Below are 20,553 nucleotides of genomic sequence, written 5' to 3' on the forward strand. Positions count from 1 at the left end.
AATTAAAATTAGAGGAGATGATCAATATGTCAATGTGCACATCAGCAGATTGTAAATTATGTGAATTTTTATCATCAAAAGAAGGATTAGAAACATCATTCAATAGAGTTGAAACACAGAAAGTAAAATGTAAGTTTGGAAAAGAAGGAGTCTGTTGTAAACTTTGTTCAAATGGCCCATGTAAGATAACACCCAAGTCACCTAAAGGAGTATGTGGTGCGGATGCTGATACTATCGTATCAAGAAACTTTTTAAGAGCGATAGCAGCAGGTTCCGCATGTTACCTTCATGTAGTGGAAACTACAGCAAGAAACCTTAAAGATATTGGTGAAGGAAAATGTAATTTAAAAATAAAAAGCCCAGAAACATTGGATAAGCTTGCTGAAATCTTTGATATTGTTGAATCAGATATAAATGCCAAAGCAATTAAAGTAGCTGATGAAGTTCTTAGGGATTTATATAAACCAAGATTTGAAAAAATGGAATTGGTAGAAAAATTAGCTTATGCTCCAAGATATCATAAGTGGAAGGAGTTAAATATTTTACCTGGAGGTGCAAAATCTGAAGTTTTTGATGCCCTAGTAAAAACGTCAACAAATCTAAATAGTGATCCTGTAGATATGCTGCTTAATTCACTTCAGCTTGGAATTGCTACTGGAATATATGGTCTAGTGTTAACTAACCTTTTAAATGATGTTATGCTAGGTGCTCCAAAAATCAGACAAGCTAAAGTTGGTTTTAGAGTAATCGACGAAGACTATATCAACATAATGATTACAGGACATCAACATTCTGATATTGCGCATCTTCAAGATAAATTAATTGATGAGAATGTTACAAAAAGAGCAATTGAATTAGGTGCAAAAGGCTTTAGATTAGTTGGCTGTACCTGTGTAGGTCAAGATCTACAGTTAAGAGGCGAACATTATACTGAAGTTTTTTCAGGCCACGCAGGAAACAATTATACAAGTGAAGCTGTACTCGCAACTGGTGCTATAGATTTAATTGTATCAGAATTTAACTGCACAATACCAGGACTTGAACCTGTAGCTGAGAAATTTAATGTAAAAACTATATGTATAGATGATGTTGCTAAGAAGAAAAATGCTGAATATATAAATTTTGATATGAGAAACGCTGAAGAAATTAGTGAAAAGATCATTTCCGAAGCATTAGAAAGCTATAAGAACAGAAGAAATAAAATCACAATAGACATTCCTAAAGATCATGGACATGATGATGTTGTAACTGGTGTTAGTGAAGGATCTTTAAAAGAGTTCCTGGGCGGAAATTGGAACGGTCTTATTGACTTAATAGCAAAAGGAAAAATCAAAGGGATAGCTGGTGTTGTAGGTTGTTCGAACTTAACAGCTAAAGGACATGATGTGTTTACTGTTGAGTTAACTAAAGAATTAATAAAGAGAGATATTTTAGTTCTTTCAGCTGGATGTTCTTCTGGAGGCCTTGAAAATGTTGGTCTTATGTCTCCTGGAGCAGCTGATCTTGCAGGTGATAATCTAAGAGATGTGTGTAAATCTCTAGGCATTCCACCAGTATTAAACTTTGGTCCATGTCTAGCTATTGGAAGATTAGAAATGGTAGCAACTGAACTTGCTGAAAACTTGGGTATAGATATACCTCAACTTCCACTTGTATTATCAGCACCACAATGGCTTGAAGAACAAGCATTAGCCGATGCTGCATTTGGACTATCATTAGGTCTACCACTACATGTTGCAATATCACCTTTTATAGATGGAAGTGAAGTTGTCACTAAAGTCCTAAAAGAAGATTTAGTTAATATAACAGGCGGTAAGCTTATTGTTCAAGAAGATGTAATTAAAGCTGCTGATGAGCTAGAAGCAATTATCGAAAATAGAAGAATAGGATTAAACATATAACAAACCATTAAATCTAGGAAATATACTTTCAAATCTAAATATCTATAGTGGATCTGGATGATAAATCATTCAGATTCAATTTTTTATTAAAATACATATATGAGTTAGGAGTTTTTCACCTTTTTTAATTGGTTTTTATGAATAATATGTTTTCCCATTAAACACTTACTCAAATTAACTCTTAGATATATTATTTTTACTACAATTTTAAAGGCTTATTTATTATAATTTTAATCAACTCGTTATTATAATTTACGAGTTGATTAAAATTCATATCTTTTCTGTATTATTTCATTGATTCAATAATGCTATCAGCAATAGATTCCATTAAATCCTCATCGCTTTCTTTCATACTAGAATTAATTGAAATTTCATTATCCAAAATAGTCATATCTTTCATTTCTTCTAATAATTCACGCATTAATTTACCTGATTGAGGCGCCCATGATCCATTTTCAATAATAGCAAAAGTACGTTTTTGAAGATTTAATGCCTTCATATCCATTATATAGTCAAGCATTGGTGGATAAATCTTTAAATTATAAGTAACTGATGCTAACACAACGTGACTATATTTAAATGTTTCAGAAATCAGATATGAAACATGAGTTTTGGAAACATCATACATAACTACATTGGTAATCCCCTTTTTAACCAATCTTGTTGCTAACTCATTTGCTGCTGCCTCTGTATTACCATACATTGTTCCATAAACAATCATCACGCCCTTTTCCTCAGGTGTGTAGCTACTCCATTTATCGTACTTATCAAGTAAATATCCAAAATCATTACGCCATACTGGTCCATGTAACGGACAGATAATCTTAATATCTATAGTGCCTGCCTTTTTTAAAAGAGCCTGAACATGAGGCCCATATTTACCTACAATATTTGTGTAATACCTTCTAGCATCATCAATCCAATCACGATCAAAATTTACTTCATCGTTAAATAGCTTTCCATCTAATGCACCAAATGAACCAAAAGCATCAGCTGAGAATAATACTCCATTTGTAGTATCATATGTTACCATAGCCTCTGGCCAATGTACCATAGGGGCAGAAACAAATACAACATTATGCTTTCCAAATGACATAGTATCTCCCTCTTTGACTTGTTCTACCTTATCTTCTATTTGGAACCCGAACTGATGCATAAATAAAAATGCCTTCTCAGTACATATTATCTTTACATTAGGATAGCGGATAACAATTTCTTCAATACACGCTGCATGATCAGGTTCCATATGGTTAATGACCATGTAATCTAAGTCTCTATCTCCTAAAACTCCCTTAATATTCTCAAGAAATTGTCTGCAAATTGACCAATCTACAGTATCAAATAGCACTGTCTTTTCATCTAAAAGTAAATAAGAATTATAAGAAACACCTCTTGGAATAGGATGAACATTTTCAAAAAGAGCTAGACGACGATCATTTCCCCCTATCCAATAAAGATCTTCAGTTACTTCTCTAACACAATACATAGCTAATCCTCCTTTAAACAAAAAATTATTTATTACCTGCTTTAAACTTCTATAAACATATCTTTTTCTTCACCACAAGCTGGGCAAGTCCACTCTTCAGGTAAATTTTCAAAAAGTGTTCCTGGGTTTACTTCACCTTCTAGATCACCTACTCCAGGATCATATTCATAACCGCATCCATTACATACATAATGTTTCCAAGTTGGAGTGACTTTTTTCGGAATAACTCTCTTCATCTTTTTCATTGGTGGAGCCTCTTTCTTTGGTTCACCATTATCTAAAGCCTCAATAAGTAGAGGTAGTACTTCCATCAAATCACCAACAATACCGTAATCTGCGTTTTTGAAAATCTTTGCATTAGGGTTTATATTAATTGCAACAATTGTAGAAGCATCTTTTATACCTTTTAAATGTTGACCTGCACCTGAAATACCACATGCAATATAAAGATTCCCTTTAAACTTTTGTCCTGACATACCAACATAACGATCAATTGGAACATATTTTAAAGTTTCAGCTACTGGTCTAGAAGAACCTATTGCTGCACCAGCTTGAACTGCTAATTCTTTTATAAGATGCATATTCTCCTTTTCTCCTATGCCTTGGCCTACACTAACTACTCTCTCCGCCTTGCTTATTGGAGTATCTATAGAAATTCCTACAGAAAAATCATATCCATCCTTCTTAAGAGCTTCTACAAGAGAATTTACTCTTTCTTCAGGTGTCCCATCTTTATAAATTACCTTCTTACGATACCCTGTTGCAGGTTCCCTTGAAGTTTTTGCTGCATTCTCTGTTTTTGGCATTTTTCCTATAATATTGGCTGCTATAACAACACGCTGTATTTCATTAGTTCCCTCATATATAGTGCAGATTTTAGCATCTCTATAGGCACGCTCAACTTCCATACCTTTAAGGTATCCGCTTCCCCCAAAGATTTGAAGAGCATCGTTGACAATCTCAAGACAAACATCAGAAGCATATTGTTTAGCCATTGCTGCTTCCATGTTGTAGTTCTCATGATTTTCCTTAAGCTCTGCTGCACTATAAATAAGAAATCTGGCTGCTCTAAGCTTTGTAGCCATATCTGCTAATTTAAATGCGATTATCTGCTGCTGACAAATAGGCTTACCAAATTGAACTCTTTCTTTTGAATATTCTAAGGCATTCTCATAAGCACCTTGAGCTATTCCTAGAGCTTGAGCAGCAATACCAATACGTCCACCATCTAATGTAGACATAGCAATTTTGAAACCATCGCCTTCTTTACCTAATAAATTTTCCTTAGGCACCTTTACATCATTAAAAATGAGTTCTGCAGTAGCTGATGAACGAATTCCCATCTTATCATAATGCTTACCAAAACTAAAACCTTCTGATCCCTTCTCAACGATAAATGCACTAATACCTCGTATGCCAATATTTGGTGTAGTCACTGCAAAAATAATATAAATATCAGCCTCGCCACCATTAGTGATAAATATTTTTTCACCATTTAAGATATAATGATCTCCTTCTAGTACAGCCGTTGTTTCTGTTCCTCCAGCATCACTACCTGCATTTTCTTCAGTCAAACCAAATGCTCCAAGCTTTTCGCCTTTTGCTAATGGCACTAAATATTTTTGTTTTTGCTCCTCATTTCCAAAAGCTGCAATTGGATATGTTCCTAATGATGTATGTGCAGATAAGATTACTCCTGTCCCACCATCAACTCTTGATAATTCCTCGACAGCTATCGCATAACTAATCACATCTAAGCCAGCTCCTCCATACTCCTTTGAATACGGAATACCCATCACTCCCATATCAGCTAGCTTTTGAACTACTTCTGAAGGGAATTTATTTTCTTGATCCAACATAAATGCAATAGGTTTAACTTCCTCTTCAGCAAATTCTCTTATTTTTGTTCTCAAATTTTCATGTTGTTCTGTAGTTTTGAAAAACATAAATACACCTCCCTTTAATTATACGGTTTCACCAATGTCATTCTATGAAATCTGTAAAACCACATTCCCAAATATATTCCTTAAATGTATACCTAAACCGTATACATTTATTGTATACCTTAAAGGTATACTTTTCAACTGTTATTTTATCTATTTTATTCCATAATAGACAATTAAAGCTTAAAACTCCTCCTCTTTTAAAGATAATATAACTTTTCCTTCCATTATCTTATAAAAGCAATTATTTTCATTTATAAAGTTCTTCTTTATTTCTATATTCCCCCTTATTTAATTTAAGATATATTTAAAGTTTCTATATTTATATCAACACTTATAATTATGCTATTTGCAATACTATTATTAACATTAATATAAACTATAATAAAAAAAAGCAGATACGAATTAAGTAACTACTATTTTTTATTGATTTAATTTATTTTTCTTTATGTCTACTTATGATATGGTTCACCTTTAATTATTCTAAAGCCTCTATAAATTTGTTCTAATAGCATTACTCTAAAAAGCTGATGTGGAAATGTCATCTTTGAAAAGCATAATTTATAATTAGCTCTTGCTAAAACACTTTTTGAGATTCCTAGGCTTCCTCCTATTATAAATGCTATATTTGGATTTCCTGTTACCCCCAAGTTATCTATGTATCCTGCAAATTCTTCTGATGTTAGTTGCTTTCCACCTAAATCCATTGCTATAACAAACATATTGTCTTTAATTTTATTTAGTATTCCTTGCCCCTCCTTCTCTTTAATTACCTCTTCTTCCTTTTCTGAAGCATTGTCTGGTGTTTTTTCATCTACCAATTCAACTATATCTAATTTGCAATACCTTCCTAATCTTTTTGAATATTCTTCTATAGCATCCCTTAAATACTTTTCCTTTATTTTACCAACTGTTATTATCGTTATGTTCATTGTTATCTCCTTTAATTATTTTATGCATACCTATATTATAACTAAAAATAAAAACTGTAACTAAATTCTTTACTCAGCTACAGTTTTTATTTCTCAATACTATTTATATTTTATACTAAGTTTTAAACTAACAACAATTAGAAATATCATTATATTCCTTTATAGAGCTTCAACTTTAATTCTAGATTTTGTCTTATATAGTCTGTATGCTGTTAACACCGCTCCTAATGCACATATTATAGCTGCGGCAACATATACATATTGCATCCCATATACAAAAATATCATCTCTTCCCTCTATATATCCTGTAACATGATATCCTATTTGACTACTCATCCTATTGTATAAAAGAGTTGTTGATAATGATATTCCAAATACCATTCCTAAATTTCTAACTAATGCATTTATGCTTCCCGCAATTCCTAAGTTTTTTGTATCTACTGTAGACATAACTAATGAATTATTGGGTGACTGAAACATTCCATTTCCCAGTGTCATTATGGCTATAAAAGCTATCAATGCACCTATGTGTGAATACTGATTTAAAGTTGATATTAAAAATAAACCTAGACTAGTTCCTATAAGTCCTAAGAATGTTAAAACTTCAGAACCTATTCTATCTGATATATATCCACTCATTGGCGCAACAACTGATAAAATTATTGGTGATACCATCATTAATACACCTGTAACCGAAGGAGCTAATTTCATCACATATTGTAGGTAAAATGGTAGTATAATATTTGAACAACTTATTGCTACAAATGATATAAACGCACAAAAAATACTAAGAGAAAATAATGAATTTTTAAATATCTCCAGTTTTAATAATGGCTCATCAATTCTTTTTTCAACTATTATAAATGAAATAAATAATACAATAGAGATAACAAATGACATAATAATTCCCACATTATCATATCCAATTTCCTTACCAAAAGTTAAAGCACTGAATAAAAGTACCATAGTTGATCCAAATAAAATTGCACCTTTTATATCTAATTTTTCATTTGAATTATTAGAACTTTTAGGAAGTGTCTTCATTGCTAAAGCCAATGCTAAAATTCCTATAGGCACATTTATTAAAAAAATATACTGCCAACTTAAAATCGATACAATTATTCCTCCCACTGGTGGACCTATCATTGAACCTAGAGCTACAAAAGTTCCATTTAAACCTAATGCTCTTCCTCTTTCATTTCTAGGAAAAACCTGAGTTATAATCCCTTGGCTTGTAGACATTGTTCCTGCAGCACCAATTGCTTGCAATATTCTCGAGAAAACTAACATTATTAATGAGTTAGATAATCCACATAAAAGTGAACCAATTGTAAAAATAATTATACCTAATTTAAAAACTGAAGTTTTACCCTTAATATCAGCTAATCTTCCAAATATAAGAATAGTTCCTACAATAACTATTAAATAACTCGTTACTACCCATTCTATAGATGCCATACTTACTGCAAGCTTCTGTGACATTACAGGAAGTGCTACATTTACTATACTACTATCAAGTGTGGACATAAATGTTAGCAATACAGTAGTAAATAATATTAACCATCTTTTTTTATCTGTACTTTCCATATGTTTTATCCTTTCTGTTTATATCTGTTTTATCTAGCTGTAAAAATAATGTTTATATGTAATGCAGCAACATTCATAAACCTAATCACAACTTATATAGTTGCATTTGCAACTATATAAAATTATAATATATTTTTATTATTTACACAAACGATATGATAATTCTATAAATATAAAAATATAATCCACATTTCAGAATTCAAAAAAAAACTTATCCACATTTTATTCTAATTCTATGGATAAGTTCTTAATATTATTGATAAAGTCTAATATCTCTTAATTATTAAGTAACACCTTATAGACTAATTTCGTAAATATATATAAGTTCTAGCTAATAAAATTCATATTTATTAAGTTGCCTTATATAAATATCATCTTTATATAAATAAGTGTTTTAAATCTATGAATAATATTTTGGAATTCTACATAGAGAAAAAGTAAAAAATCATACTTTCGTTAACATGTTATCAGATAAAACTAAGTATAAAGAATGTTCCCAAATAATAAATTAAAACTCCCTTAATAATGAGAACTTACTCCTAGTTTCTTTTAATGTCAGCAAAAGTATGATATTTAATTATATTTATATGTTGTACATCTTCATGTCATTTTTTACTTTAATTTAAATGATCCAACCATTTCATTTAAATTGTCTGATGAATATTCTAGCACATCAGTTGCTTGTTTTAACTGCCTTATTTCTAATAATATTTTCTTAACCATAGACAATGATTCTTCACTCTTATTTGAGCTATTTTCAGTAGATTGTTCTATCTTATTTGCCATAGTACTTACATTATTCATAACCTCTCCCACATCTTTGCTTTGAGTTGAAGTTATTTGTGCTATTGACTGCATCGAATTAGCTATTATATTTATATCTTCATTAATATCATCAAATGATTGAATAGATTCTTTTACACTCGCTGTAGATATATCCACCTTAGTATCTATCTCTTCTGCATATTCAAATGTTGTTTGTGTCTGTTCTTGAACTTGATTAATAACATTACTTATTGACCTGGTAGCACTTTCTGTTTCTAGAGCTAATTTAGATATTTCTTCTGCAACTACAGAAAATCCTTTTCCACTCGCTCCAGCTCTTGCAGCCTCAATTGATGCATTAAGGGCTAAAAGCTGCGTCTGCTTACTTATATTTCTTATCACATTAATTACTTCACTTATCTCCTCTGAATATCCCTGTAAAGTGCTTATAGATTGTACAGTATTCTCAATAGTCTTTTCTAAATCTTCCATATTACTCAACACCTCTTTGGATATGCTTTGCGCTGATGCCGCACTTTCATTAGTTCCTTCAACTATCCCTGATACTTCTAATATAAGACTATCCATTTCTTGAATAGATGCCGTAATATCTGAAAATTTGTTTTTTGTATCTTGAAATACTAGATTTTGCTCTTTAGAATTTTCCAACAAAGTTATTACTGTATTTTCAATCACTCCCATTCCATTTTTAACTTCACTTGTTATATTAGAAACTATATTTACTGACTTTTTTGTAGTCTTGGCTGATTTCTTTACTCTATCTAACATACTCATTTGGTTATTTATAAACTTATTAAACCATCTTGATAATTCTCCAATTTCATCTGATGATATCTTTTCAACTCTTTTTGTTAAATTTCCTTCGCCTTCTGCAATGTCCTGTAATATATTTATCGTTCTACTTAAAGGCGATGAGATCATTCTTTTAGATATTAATAGCGAAAATAGTGATAATATAATCCACATTGATATAGATGTGAATATACTATTACTCGGGGATAAATTAATCGTTATAAAATTTACTGTGACTAAAATTGCCGATACTATCGATATGGTTATTGGCATTTTGAAATTAATGCTTTGAAAGTTATATATCTCAGCTATATCACCTTCACACATCATTCCCCATACATCATCACAGTTCGGAGGTGTTATTAATGTTCCCTTACCTCCAACCATTATATGTCTGTAATCTGGATATCCAGGCCAACAATCCAGGTTTTCACCATTTCTAATTGTATTTTCAACTCCCCGATGCAATTTACTTGTAGCTGGATCATTAAAAATTATTTCGAATTCGGTATGCTCCTTTATTTTAACTGTCCCCCAACTCTTTGTTTTGATTCCATCTTTAAGATTATCACCTAGAGTAAAGGTATTATCTTCAAATCTACTTCTAGATATAGCCGTTCCCGGCTTAATATCTCTACTAGTCTTCACCATAAATAAGTAGTTGTCTCCAGAATCCTTATAAATATGAGTATCTTCATCTTGAATTACATTGCTCATATCATCATTTAATGCTCTACAACATAATATCCTAACTTGATCGCTATGATTTCTGCATCTACTAGAAAACATTAATGTAACGTCATCTGCAAATTTCTTATTACTTGTATCAATATCTAGAGTTCGTTTATCTATATATGGCCCATACATTAGAGACCTACCTTCTAATCCTGCTTTTAGATTAGGTAAATCACTCATATCTAATCCAATATGCTCTTTACACGAAGAAACTGATACTAATCCATCTTCATTTAAAACAAATATTTCACAAAAATCCTCGTGCTTTTTTACGGTTTCACTTAAATAATTACATACTATCTTATCATTATCTTGTAATGCTACAAGTGAATTCTTAATATTCTCTAATTGTGCCCACTTATCATTAAACCAGTTATCTAATGCCTTTTTTCTTCCATTTGATATTCCTTCAAATACTTTTTCTGAATGCTCTTTTAAATTTCTATTCAACAGATATTTAAGCCGCAAACTCATAGCAATCCCCCCAAATATTATTCTTATATTTATTTTTAATAAAAAAATAAAGCACTAAATAAAGATCTTTAGAATCTATATTTGTGCTTTCATAGCATTAATATTCTTTTATTTATTACAATTTCTTCTATATCATAATTATACCAACTATATTCACTTTTGTGAATTATTATTTTTCATGAAACCATTAGTAAAGAAAAAAACCCTATCTAAACTAGGGTTTTTTTATGCCTTAAATGGCAAACTCCTATATTACATAGAGTTCACTTATATGTATTCATATTATTTATCTTTTCCACAACACTTTTTATATTTCTTTCCACTACCGCATGGGCACATATCATTTCTTCCAACTTTATCTAGATTTCTTACTATTCTAGATTCTTTGTACTGCTTTTGTATTTCATTCCTTTTTTCTATTGAGAATATTCCATCCCATTGTGGTAATGTGTATAAATATTCTGCTTTTGCATCTAGCATATTAAAATATAAAGTTTCTAAATTTATATCAAGTACTAGTTCTGTATCAGCATCTATAGTTTCAAGATCATATTGATTTTTTAAACTATCATTAATACCATCCATAAATCCCATAGCAAATTCTACTGTAGAATCATGTTCTTTAGCTAATTCACTTATTGTAGTCTTTTTAACACTTTTATGATTAGCTAATAAATCTTTATATATTGATTTTTCTAATTTACTATACTCTTCCCAGAAAGCATTTTCTCCCTTAGTTTTTACATAGTCAACAACCATGTCAGTCCAATTTGTATATAAACTCATTTTTAAGTCCTCCCTTAAATCTTCATTGATTATATATAATATATTTCTATAAATTATAAGCTCAAATAAACTATATCTCTATATAACTGCTGGGATTATGTCTGTTTGCCATAGTTAATATTATGTCCTCTTTTAACTTAATTCCATTTTCATTTAACACGCTTAAAACAGTTTGGTATGCTAAATCTGGTTGATTATTAGTATTGCTTAAATGACCTAAAATAATCTTCTTCTTAGTTGAAGATTTGTATAGTTCAACTATAGCACTTCCACAATCCTCATTAGATAAATGTCCTATTTCGCTCAATATCCTTCGTTTTAAAGGATATGGATATGGTCCAAACTTAAGCATATTTACATCATGATTACTTTCAATGAGAATAACTTCTGATTCTTTTATATTATCATAAATCTCTCTTGTAAAAGTTCCAAAATCCGTTGCTATGCTTATACTCTTTTTTTCCGAACTAACTGTATAACCCATTGGTGCAGCTGCATCATGCGGAATATTAAATGCTTTAATATTCATATCTTCTATTTCGGTAATTGACCTTTTATCAATTACCTTTATATTGTGTTCTTTTATATTCCCAATTAAGCTTTCCATAGCAGACCAAGTATCAGCATTTGCATATATAGGAATGTCATACTTTCTAGACAATACTCCAACTCCTTTAATATGATCACTATGCTCGTGAGTTATAAAAATTCCGTTCAAATCCTTTGGATTTTCATTAATTTCTTGTAATGCTAAATCAATTTTCTTGCCTGGGAGTCCCGCATCAATTAATATCTTAGCTCTATTTGAGGCAATAAACATACTATTACCGCTACTGCCACTATATAAAGAACAAAATATCATTCTAATCTCCTCCCCCTAATTTATTTATATTACTCATCCACTTCTATTCTTTTAATATCTGCTCCTAAAGCTCTAAACTTGTTTTCTATATGAGGGTATCCTCTATCAATATGTTCTATACTAGTTATTTCAGTTGTTCCCTCTGCAACTAATCCCGCAATAACCATAGCAGCACCTGCTCTTAGATCTGTCGCCTTTACTACTGCGCCTGTTAACTTTTGTGCACCATCTATAATTGCAACTCTGCCTTCAACTTTAATATTGGCCCCCATCTTCTTCAATTCATCTATGTGTTTATGTCTATTCTCCCAGATAGATTCAGTAATTAAGCTTCTTCCTGGTACAATGCTTAGCAATGTTGACATTGGTTGCTGAATATCCGTTGGAAATCCTGGGTACGGTGTAGTTTTTATATTAACGCCCTTAAGTGGTGCATTCACAGTAACTCTAATACAATCATCACCTTCTTCAATCACTGCTCCCATCTCTGTAAGCTTAGCTGTAATTGATTCTAAATGCTTTGGTATAACGTTTCTTATATAAACATCGCCACCTGTAGCAACAGCTGCTATCATGAATGTACCTGCTTCAATTTGATCTGGTATTACACTATAAGAACATCCTTTTAAGCTCTCTACACCTTTAATTCTTATTACATCTGTTCCTGCGCCTCTTATATCAGCTCCCATTGAATTTAAAAAGTTCGCAACATCAACAACATGAGGTTCCTTTGCTACATTCTCTAATACTGTTACACCCTCTGCTAACGTTGCTGCAATCATAACATTTATTGTTGCTCCTACTGAAACTACGTCAAAAAATATATTAGCTCCTATCAACTTATCAGCTTTAACATTAACCGCCCCATGTTCTATAAACACTTCAGCTCCTAAAGCTTCAAATCCTTTTATATGTTGATCAATTGGTCTTACCCCTATTGAACACCCTCCTGGAAGAACTACTCTTGCTTTCTTAAATCGTGCTAATAAAGCTCCAATAAAATAATATGAAGCTCTCATTCTTCTAACATCATCCGTGCATGCATCAAAATTATTTACATTAGTACTATCTATTTCTAAAGTATTGTTATCTATCTTAACAATATTACAACCTAAGCTTCTAAGTATTCTTTCCAAGCAGTGTACATCTTCAATATCTGGTATGTTATCAATTATGCATTTTCCATCACTTGCCATTATAGCTGCTGGTAATATTGCTACTGCTGCATTCTTGGCACCATTGATATCAACAGTACCTTCTAGCAAGTTTCCGCCGTTTATAACTAATCTCTCCATTGAATTCACCCTATCTATTAAAATCTATATTATCATATATACTATTTTACATTATTAACCTATTTTATAATTAAAATCTACTTTAATTATTATATCATAAACTAAATTTATTTAAATACATTTTTTCAGTCCATCAACACTTTTTTAACCATATATAGGCTACAATACAATTTTTCTTTTGGATTTACTGTAATTATATCCCTAAAATCATATATTACTGGAATAAATATTTCTTTTATTCAAAAAATATCCTTCAATTCCATAATTATTATTATCATTTACTATTTAATTATTCTTCTATTCTTTTATTCTACTTATTGTGTTATAATTTATTAAGATTTTTATTAATACAATATATTGAGATTGTGAGGTTTATCATGAAGTACTATATAGTTGCATTATTTGATGAGGAAACCTATCAAGTAATATCACCGATACAAAGAAATATGTCAAAAAAATTTAGAGCAAATAGGAATTCTCCAATACCTTTTGTTTTATTAACATCTATTGAAAATCCTAATTTGGATAAGTTGTGCCCAGTTATTGATAAAATTGTGGCTCCTTATAAAAGTTTTAGAATTGATGCAAGTGATTTAGTCTATTTGTTTGAACCTACAAAAAGTATAAATTTAAAAATAGACAATAAGGGTTATATAAAGAGACTTTCTCGTAGTCTTTTTGATATATTGGAACTTAACGGATTTGCTGTTAAGTCTTTTGGAGATAATTTTATTTCACTTGCTAATTTAGGTTATCTTCCCAAGGACTATAAAAAGCAAGATGTAAAGCTAAATTTTCCTGAGATATATGATAATGATAACTTTGTTAAACTAAGAATTAAGAGCATTGAAATATGGAAACTTCCTATAGTTAAGAAAAATGTTCCTTTGAAATCTTATATTTTAAAAGACTTTTAGCTTAAACGGTCTTACTATCATAATAAATCGACTGTTAAACAATCCAATAAATTTATATTTTAAAGACTGTGTTGCGTTTCTGCATTCATCACAGTCTTTTTTGTTTAATAATTTTTAAAACTGTTCTTCTCTTATAGTTATATTTTCCTCTAAAGTAAAATTAACTTTAAAAATAATCTCTTAATTTCGAATTTTCTAAAAATATTTTTTTGTAGTCGTTTTCCGAACTTTCATTTATTTTAAAGATTTTGTAAAATAATATTATTATTAGAAATGTAGGAGGATTCACTATGAATATTCAGCCACTATTTAAAGTACAAAAAAAATACAATGATAGTTTATCTATAAATGAAGAGCTAGACTCCCACAAATTACGAGTACGCAAAAACTTAGAATTTGAAATATCTCTTGGTGCATTAGCTAGTGAAACTAATTGCTTCAACTATTTATTAAAAAAATCTAGGCCCATTAACATCAGTGCTATATTTGATATGTATATAACTTGTATTTCTCAAGTCTTAACACTAGGTATTGATCATAGATATACAGATTTAATTGCAGTATCTATGACACCTAATGACTATTGTTTAAGTGATCAATTTCTAAACTTATATATTGATATAAATGATTTAATTGCTTTCCCATCTATAGATCACTACTTAACTTTATTTGAAGACCTGCTAAGTTTAGGATTAACCTTAGGTTTTTCAGAATCTCAAATACAAAATCAATTTATTAAGGATTTAGACAACTTGGTTATCCTTTAATTGATACATTCATACTAATTACATAACACCATTTTTATTTTTTATAATATTTAAGATCCTTAGGGGAATAATAATTTTGAGGTGATGTTATGTTTGGAATAATATGTGCAATAATTTCAGGAATTGCTATGAGTGTTCAAGGTGTATTTAATACCAGGTTAGGCGAGAAAATTGGAGTATGGGAAACTACATTATTAGTTCAAATCATTGCTCTTATCTTAAGCCTTATCATCTTTTTCTTTTTAGGTGATGGTAATTATTCTAATTTGAAGGACTCCAATAAACTTTATCTATTAGGTGGAGCATTAGGAGTTGTTATAACCTTTACTGTAATAAAAAGCGTTGGCTCAATGGGACCTACCTTCGGTATTGGTATTATATTAATATCTCAATTACTTGCTGCCGCACTTATAGATGCCTTTGGATTATTTGGAAGTGAAAGACTTAGATTTTCATTAAATCATTTTTTAGGTATTGCTATTATGATTGTTGGTATTGTAATATTTAAGTGGAATCATTAGGAAGGGACCGATAAAACTTGAATACTTTTTCTAACATTAATTTTTTATTCCATTTAACAATTAACAATATAAAGGAATATTTTAAAAAAAGCGCAGAAATAAAATCTGATAAAATTATAAAAAACTCAATTAATTGGTTTGGTCATGCTACCACAATTATTAATCTATCAAATAAAATTATTATAACTGATCCCGTATTTTCTAGTTCATTAGGGTATTTTAAGAGACTTGTAAAAAAACCAATATACATAAATGATTTGAAAGTAGACTATATACTACTCTCTCATGGACATATGGATCATTTAAATTTCTCATCTCTTAGAAAATTAAATAAAGACGCTGTTTTTATTGTCCCAAAAGGATATACCCGTATTGCCAGGTTACTTGGTTTTAAGAATGTGTTCTTACTACATCCTGGAGATGTGTATGAAGATGACTTTATAAGGATTACTGCTTATGAAGCTAATCATGATGGGAGACGCTTTTATTTTGGACATGATGATGAAAGTATTTCATTTTTAATTGAAAGAGAAAATAAAAGCGTGTTCTTTGCAGGTGATACAGCACTTACTGATAACTTTAAAAATATATCTTGCGATGTTTCATTAATGCCTGTAGGCTGTTATAAACCTGATCGATTTTCATATATGCATTGTACGCCAAAACAAAGTTATGAGATGTTTAAAATGATGTCTTGCCCTACAATGATACCAATTCACTATAAAACTTTTAGAATCTCATTAGAGAACTTTCAGGAAACCGAAGAAACATTATTAAGTTTGAACGATAAGGCTATAAAAATTATAGACATAGGGGAAACCTACAGTTTTTAAATAGTAGATTGATTATTAAGGATAAATCCAAGTATGAAGCTTGAATAAAAATAATAATCAATCTACTATTTAATTTCTTAACTTAATGGATAAAGATCATATACAACAAAAATTTTCTTAATCCTTAACTTTTTATTAACAATAAGATTCTTTTTCATATAATATATTGAAGTAATAATATTTTGGAGAAATATATGTTTTCATCTAAAAGTAAGCTAGATCATAATTTAAAAGACTATATATCAAAAAATGCTTATAAAAGTTATAGAATACTTATACAATATAAAGATTTTCAATCCTCAATAGTTAAAAAAATCAGTTCATATAAAGGTACTGTACATCATATTATTGAATCTTCTAATATTATAAGTGCCGAACTAAGTTCAAGAGGCATAGATAGAATTTCTGAATATCCTGAAATTAAAAGAATTTGCTTGGATGAATACCTATTTTTGTGTGGAATGAGTGTAACTACAGCAAATAAGATTCACTTTTCTGAAAAGTTTAGTTTATCTGGTGCAGGAGTAGGAATAGGTCTTATAGACAGTGGTATATTTCCTCATCAAGACCTAACCTCTCCTGGCACCAAAGTAGAATTATTTGAAGATCTAATTAATAATTTTCGATATCCTTATGATGATAATGGACATGGTACCTCTATGGCTGGAATTTTGTGCAGTAGTGGCATATCCTCAAATAATATGTATAAAGGAATTTGTAATAAGAGTAAGCTATTCTGCTATAAAGCTTTTGACAAACTCGGTAAAGGATTTGCTTCCGACATATTATATTCTATAGAAAGTTTATCTAATATATCTAAAGAAAATAACATAAAGGTATTATGTTTGCCTTTTGAACTTTTAACTCATAATACATTCATTGTCTCTTGCTTTGATTTGACATTTAACTATGCTATATCGAAAGGATTGATTCCTATAGTTCCTAGTGGAAGTAACTTAAGCGAGAAAACATCTATTATGGGAATTGCTACTCTCCCAAGCTGTATAACTATAGGCGGCTTAAATACAACTACTTCGATAATAAAGCCTTATACTTATTCTTCCGCAGGACCATATAGCAAATTATCAAAGCCAGATTTATCTGCTGCATGCGTTAATATTATATCTTTAAATTCTGATAATAATTATATTTCAGAAAAAAACGGAATTAAAGTTTATCCAAATAAACTTGAAGTGCCATATAAAGCTTTTACAGGCTCATCTATTGCCACGGCCTATATTAGTGGATTATGTGCGTTATTATGTGAGAAAAATCCATCAATAACTTTCAAAGATATGGTTTCATTATTAAAGGTTGCATGTGATCCTATTGATGATATATCCAATCAAACTCAAGGTGAAGGTGTTGTAAATGTAAATAAACTTATCATATAATTATTTATTTTAATTAGTATTCTTCCCATGCAGAACATGCATTTGTTTTATTACATTAGTAATTTTTTTATGAAGACAAATGCATGTTCTTTATATCCTCTTAAATCTTATATAAAAGTACTTAACTAAGAACCAGTTAAGTAATATTTCGCTTTATTAAGGTCATAATATGCTATAATTATTTACATACATTAGATTATCATATAATCAATATTATTAAATCAAGTTTTGCTTGTTAATATATACTAAAACTTTGAAAGGTAGGTAGTAAACAGAATGAGCACATTTATGTTAAAGAATAAATCTCTAGGGTTCACTCCTGTTAATAATGTATTTATAGAAAAATACATGCCACAAGCTAGAGGTGAATTTGTAAAAGTTTATTTATTGATGCTAAAGCATACTATTTCTGGTGAATTAGGCGTTAGCTCATCAATACTAGCTTCCTCGCTTAATTTGTTAGAATCAGACATTATGAATGCGTTTAGTTATTGGAATGACCAAGGAGTTATAAAACTAACTCAGATAGATAAAATGGGCAATTTTAATGTAGAATTTGTAGATTTAATTGAAGAACCATCGAAATCTACTAGACAGGTTGACTTATTAGAAGCTTTGGATAGCACAAATACTAAAGATATGCTAAAAGATATTGAAACTCTTCTAGCTAGGCCTCTATCTCCAAATGAAATGTCACTTTACTTAAATTGGCAAAGAGAATTCGGTTTTTCATCTGAATTAATTCTTATTTTAATGGAATACTGTATATCAAAGGGGAAAAGTGATTCTAGATATATAGAAAAGGTTGCTATAGCTTGGCATGATCAAAAAATAACCACTATTGAGCAAGCTCAAAATTTGATAAAAAAAGCAGAGGATAAATGGATTAATATAAGAAAAATTCTTACTTATTTAGGTATAAATAATACAGATATAATGAAGCCCCAACAAGATTTAATAGAAAAATGGCTTCTTATTTATAAGTATTCAAATGAAATTATATTCAAAGCTTGTGATGTATGCTTCGAAAGATTGAATAGAGCAGATTTTAAGTATATTGATGGCATCTTAAGTAATTGGAATAAAAATAATATTAGAACTTTAGAAGACATAGCTCTTAAAGATAATAAAAATGTAAAAAATAATAAGTACCAAAGAACTTACAATAATAATGATAAATCATCTCTCAAATTCAATAACTTTGAAGCGAGAGAATATGATTATGATTCATTAGAAAAAAAACTTTTAGGATGGGATAGCGATGATTAAAGGTTATCAAACAGAAATTTTAAAAATATATGATAAACTTAGAGAAGGTGAAGCTAGAAATTTAAAGCTTAGGAAAGAAGAAATATCAAAAAAGCATCCTGAGATTATTGAATTGGATAATAAAATTCAAAGATTGTCTTTAAAAATGGCGGTATCAATTCTTAAGTCTAAAGATAGTGAAAAAATAATAGATGGCTATAAAGAAAATATAACTGATTTAAGAGTAAAAAAATGTGAAATGTTAGTTGAAAGAGGTTATGATCCTGAATATTTAAATTTGCGTTATCAATGTAATAAATGTAAAGATACTGGATTTATAGGAAATGTAAAATGTACTTGCTATAAACAAAAGCTAATTAAATTATACTATCAAAATTCAGAACTAGAAACTACAACATCCTATAATAACTTTGATAACTTCGATTTAAATTTGTTTTCAAGCCACAAACTTGGAGATGAAAAATATTCTCCTAGAAAAAATATGGAGAATAACTTAGACTATATATTAAAAGATTATCTTCCGAACTTTTCAAAAATATCAACAAACTTATTATTTTATGGAAATCCTGGGAGTGGAAAAACATATTTATCATATTGTATTGCTAAGGCCATATTAGATATGGGTTTCTTAGTAATTTATAAAACATCTGATGAATTAATCAAGAACTTAAGAGAAATAAGATTCAATAATGACTCAGGCTTAGAATCATTATTACTAGAATGTGACTTACTAATTGTAGATGATTTAGGTGCAGAACATCTTAATGAATTTTCAGTAACCGAGTTATTTAATATAATTAACAAGCGAATTCTTACTAATAAAAAAATGCTTATCTCGACTAATTTAACTTTGCCAGGAATAACAAAGCAATATAGTGAAAGAATTGCCTCTCGGTTAATTGGAGAATTTAAACTCTGTAAATTTTATTCTGAAGATATAAGGATTAAAAAAAATTTAGAAAAAAATAGATAATCTTATTTCAATTCAAATAAATTAAGCTCTGATATGATATTTATTATGTTAATGACTATCATGTTAGGGTTTCATTTTTATTACAACTTTATTTTATGAATCCCCAAAAAACTTATTTCTTTAAAAAACTTAGTTAATATTATAGATTATATTTTATAAATAAATTTCCATAAAAAAAAACAAGTTCTAATTTATAGAACTTGTTTTTTAAATGGCGACTCAGAAGGGGCTCGAACCCTCGACCTCCGGCGTGACAGGCCGGCACTCTAACCAACTGAGCTACTGAGCCATCTTATGGTG

The 20,553-nt window shown here is 29.8% G+C and carries 16 protein-coding genes and 1 tRNA gene; 8 read left to right on the forward strand and 9 right to left on the reverse strand.

Annotated elements, in window-relative coordinates; all coding sequences use genetic code 11:
* The first annotated feature begins 26 nt into the window (after positions 1–26).
* On the forward strand, positions 27–1,901 hold the full coding sequence (gene cooS, locus T483_RS0116940; protein WP_026887917.1) for an anaerobic carbon-monoxide dehydrogenase catalytic subunit: 1,875 nt from the start codon (positions 27–29) through the stop codon (positions 1,899–1,901).
* A 286-nt stretch (positions 1,902–2,187) separates the two neighbouring features.
* On the opposite strand, the gene T483_RS0116945 is transcribed toward cooS, so the two are convergent.
* From T483_RS0116945 to T483_RS0116980, 8 genes are all read right to left on the reverse strand, one after another.
* Positions 2,188–3,387 carry an FprA family A-type flavoprotein gene (locus tag T483_RS0116945; RefSeq protein WP_012061204.1) on the reverse strand — a complete coding sequence of 400 codons (1,200 nt, stop codon included), beginning with the start codon at positions 3,385–3,387 and terminating at the stop codon, positions 2,188–2,190.
* A gap of 41 nt (positions 3,388–3,428) precedes the next feature.
* Positions 3,429–5,333, reverse strand: a complete 1,905-nt coding sequence (locus T483_RS30560; protein WP_080697035.1) for an acyl-CoA dehydrogenase family protein — start codon at positions 5,331–5,333, stop codon at positions 3,429–3,431.
* Between the two features lie 449 nt (positions 5,334–5,782).
* On the reverse strand, positions 5,783–6,262 hold the full coding sequence (rlmH, locus tag T483_RS0116955) for a 23S rRNA (pseudouridine(1915)-N(3))-methyltransferase RlmH (protein ID WP_012061206.1): 480 nt from the start codon (positions 6,260–6,262) through the stop codon (positions 5,783–5,785).
* Between the two features lie 159 nt (positions 6,263–6,421).
* Entirely contained in the window at positions 6,422–7,849 is a 1,428-nt protein-coding gene (locus T483_RS0116960; protein WP_026887918.1) for an MFS transporter, read from the reverse strand.
* 612 nt (positions 7,850–8,461) lie between these two features.
* The gene (locus tag T483_RS0116965; RefSeq protein WP_026887919.1) at positions 8,462–10,636 is read right to left on the reverse strand and encodes a methyl-accepting chemotaxis protein; all 2,175 of its coding nucleotides are present in this window, start codon (positions 10,634–10,636) and stop codon (positions 8,462–8,464) included.
* Positions 10,637–10,918: 282 nt separating this feature from the next.
* Entirely contained in the window at positions 10,919–11,422 is a 504-nt protein-coding gene (locus tag T483_RS0116970) for an SEC-C metal-binding domain-containing protein (protein WP_026887920.1), read from the reverse strand.
* A gap of 70 nt (positions 11,423–11,492) precedes the next feature.
* Positions 11,493–12,284 carry an MBL fold metallo-hydrolase gene (locus tag T483_RS0116975; RefSeq protein WP_026887921.1) on the reverse strand — a complete coding sequence of 264 codons (792 nt, stop codon included), beginning with the start codon at positions 12,282–12,284 and terminating at the stop codon, positions 11,493–11,495.
* Positions 12,285–12,313: 29 nt separating this feature from the next.
* On the reverse strand, positions 12,314–13,579 hold the full coding sequence (locus T483_RS0116980; RefSeq protein ID WP_026887922.1) for a UDP-N-acetylglucosamine 1-carboxyvinyltransferase: 1,266 nt from the start codon (positions 13,577–13,579) through the stop codon (positions 12,314–12,316).
* 377 nt (positions 13,580–13,956) lie between these two features.
* On the opposite strand from T483_RS0116980, the gene T483_RS0116985 reads away from it, so the two are divergent.
* The 7 genes from T483_RS0116985 (at position 13,957) to T483_RS0117015 (ending at position 20,253) form a co-directional block, all read left to right on the forward strand.
* Complete coding sequence (locus T483_RS0116985; RefSeq protein WP_026887923.1) at positions 13,957–14,496, forward strand: hypothetical protein; 540 nt, start codon at positions 13,957–13,959, stop codon at positions 14,494–14,496.
* A gap of 290 nt (positions 14,497–14,786) precedes the next feature.
* Positions 14,787–15,263, forward strand: a complete 477-nt coding sequence (locus tag T483_RS0116990; protein ID WP_026887924.1) for a dUTP diphosphatase — start codon at positions 14,787–14,789, stop codon at positions 15,261–15,263.
* Between the two features lie 89 nt (positions 15,264–15,352).
* Positions 15,353–15,784 (forward strand): DMT family transporter, encoded by a 432-nt coding sequence (locus T483_RS0116995; RefSeq protein ID WP_026887925.1) that lies wholly within the window; start codon positions 15,353–15,355, stop codon positions 15,782–15,784.
* A gap of 17 nt (positions 15,785–15,801) precedes the next feature.
* Complete coding sequence (locus tag T483_RS0117000) at positions 15,802–16,617, forward strand: MBL fold metallo-hydrolase (RefSeq protein ID WP_026887926.1); 816 nt, start codon at positions 15,802–15,804, stop codon at positions 16,615–16,617.
* 194 nt (positions 16,618–16,811) lie between these two features.
* Positions 16,812–18,011, forward strand: coding sequence for a S8 family serine peptidase (locus T483_RS0117005; protein WP_026887927.1), 1,200 nt, complete (start codon positions 16,812–16,814; stop codon positions 18,009–18,011).
* Between the two features lie 276 nt (positions 18,012–18,287).
* Positions 18,288–19,280: a DnaD domain protein gene (locus T483_RS0117010; RefSeq protein WP_026887928.1), complete on the forward strand. Its 993-nt coding sequence runs from the start codon at positions 18,288–18,290 to the stop codon at positions 19,278–19,280.
* Positions 19,273–20,253 carry an ATP-binding protein gene (locus T483_RS0117015; protein WP_026887929.1) on the forward strand — a complete coding sequence of 327 codons (981 nt, stop codon included), beginning with the start codon at positions 19,273–19,275 and terminating at the stop codon, positions 20,251–20,253. Before T483_RS0117010 ends, T483_RS0117015 begins: the two co-directional genes overlap by 8 nt.
* Before the next feature lie 212 nt (positions 20,254–20,465).
* On the opposite strand, the gene T483_RS0117020 is transcribed toward T483_RS0117015, so the two are convergent.
* Positions 20,466–20,542: transfer RNA gene (locus tag T483_RS0117020), tRNA-Asp, on the reverse strand.
* Positions 20,543–20,553 lie beyond the last annotated feature (11 nt).

Origin of the sequence: Clostridium beijerinckii HUN142 (genome assembly GCF_000621745.1) — a bacterium.
Lineage (GTDB): Bacteria > Bacillota > Clostridia > Clostridiales > Clostridiaceae > Clostridium > Clostridium beijerinckii_A.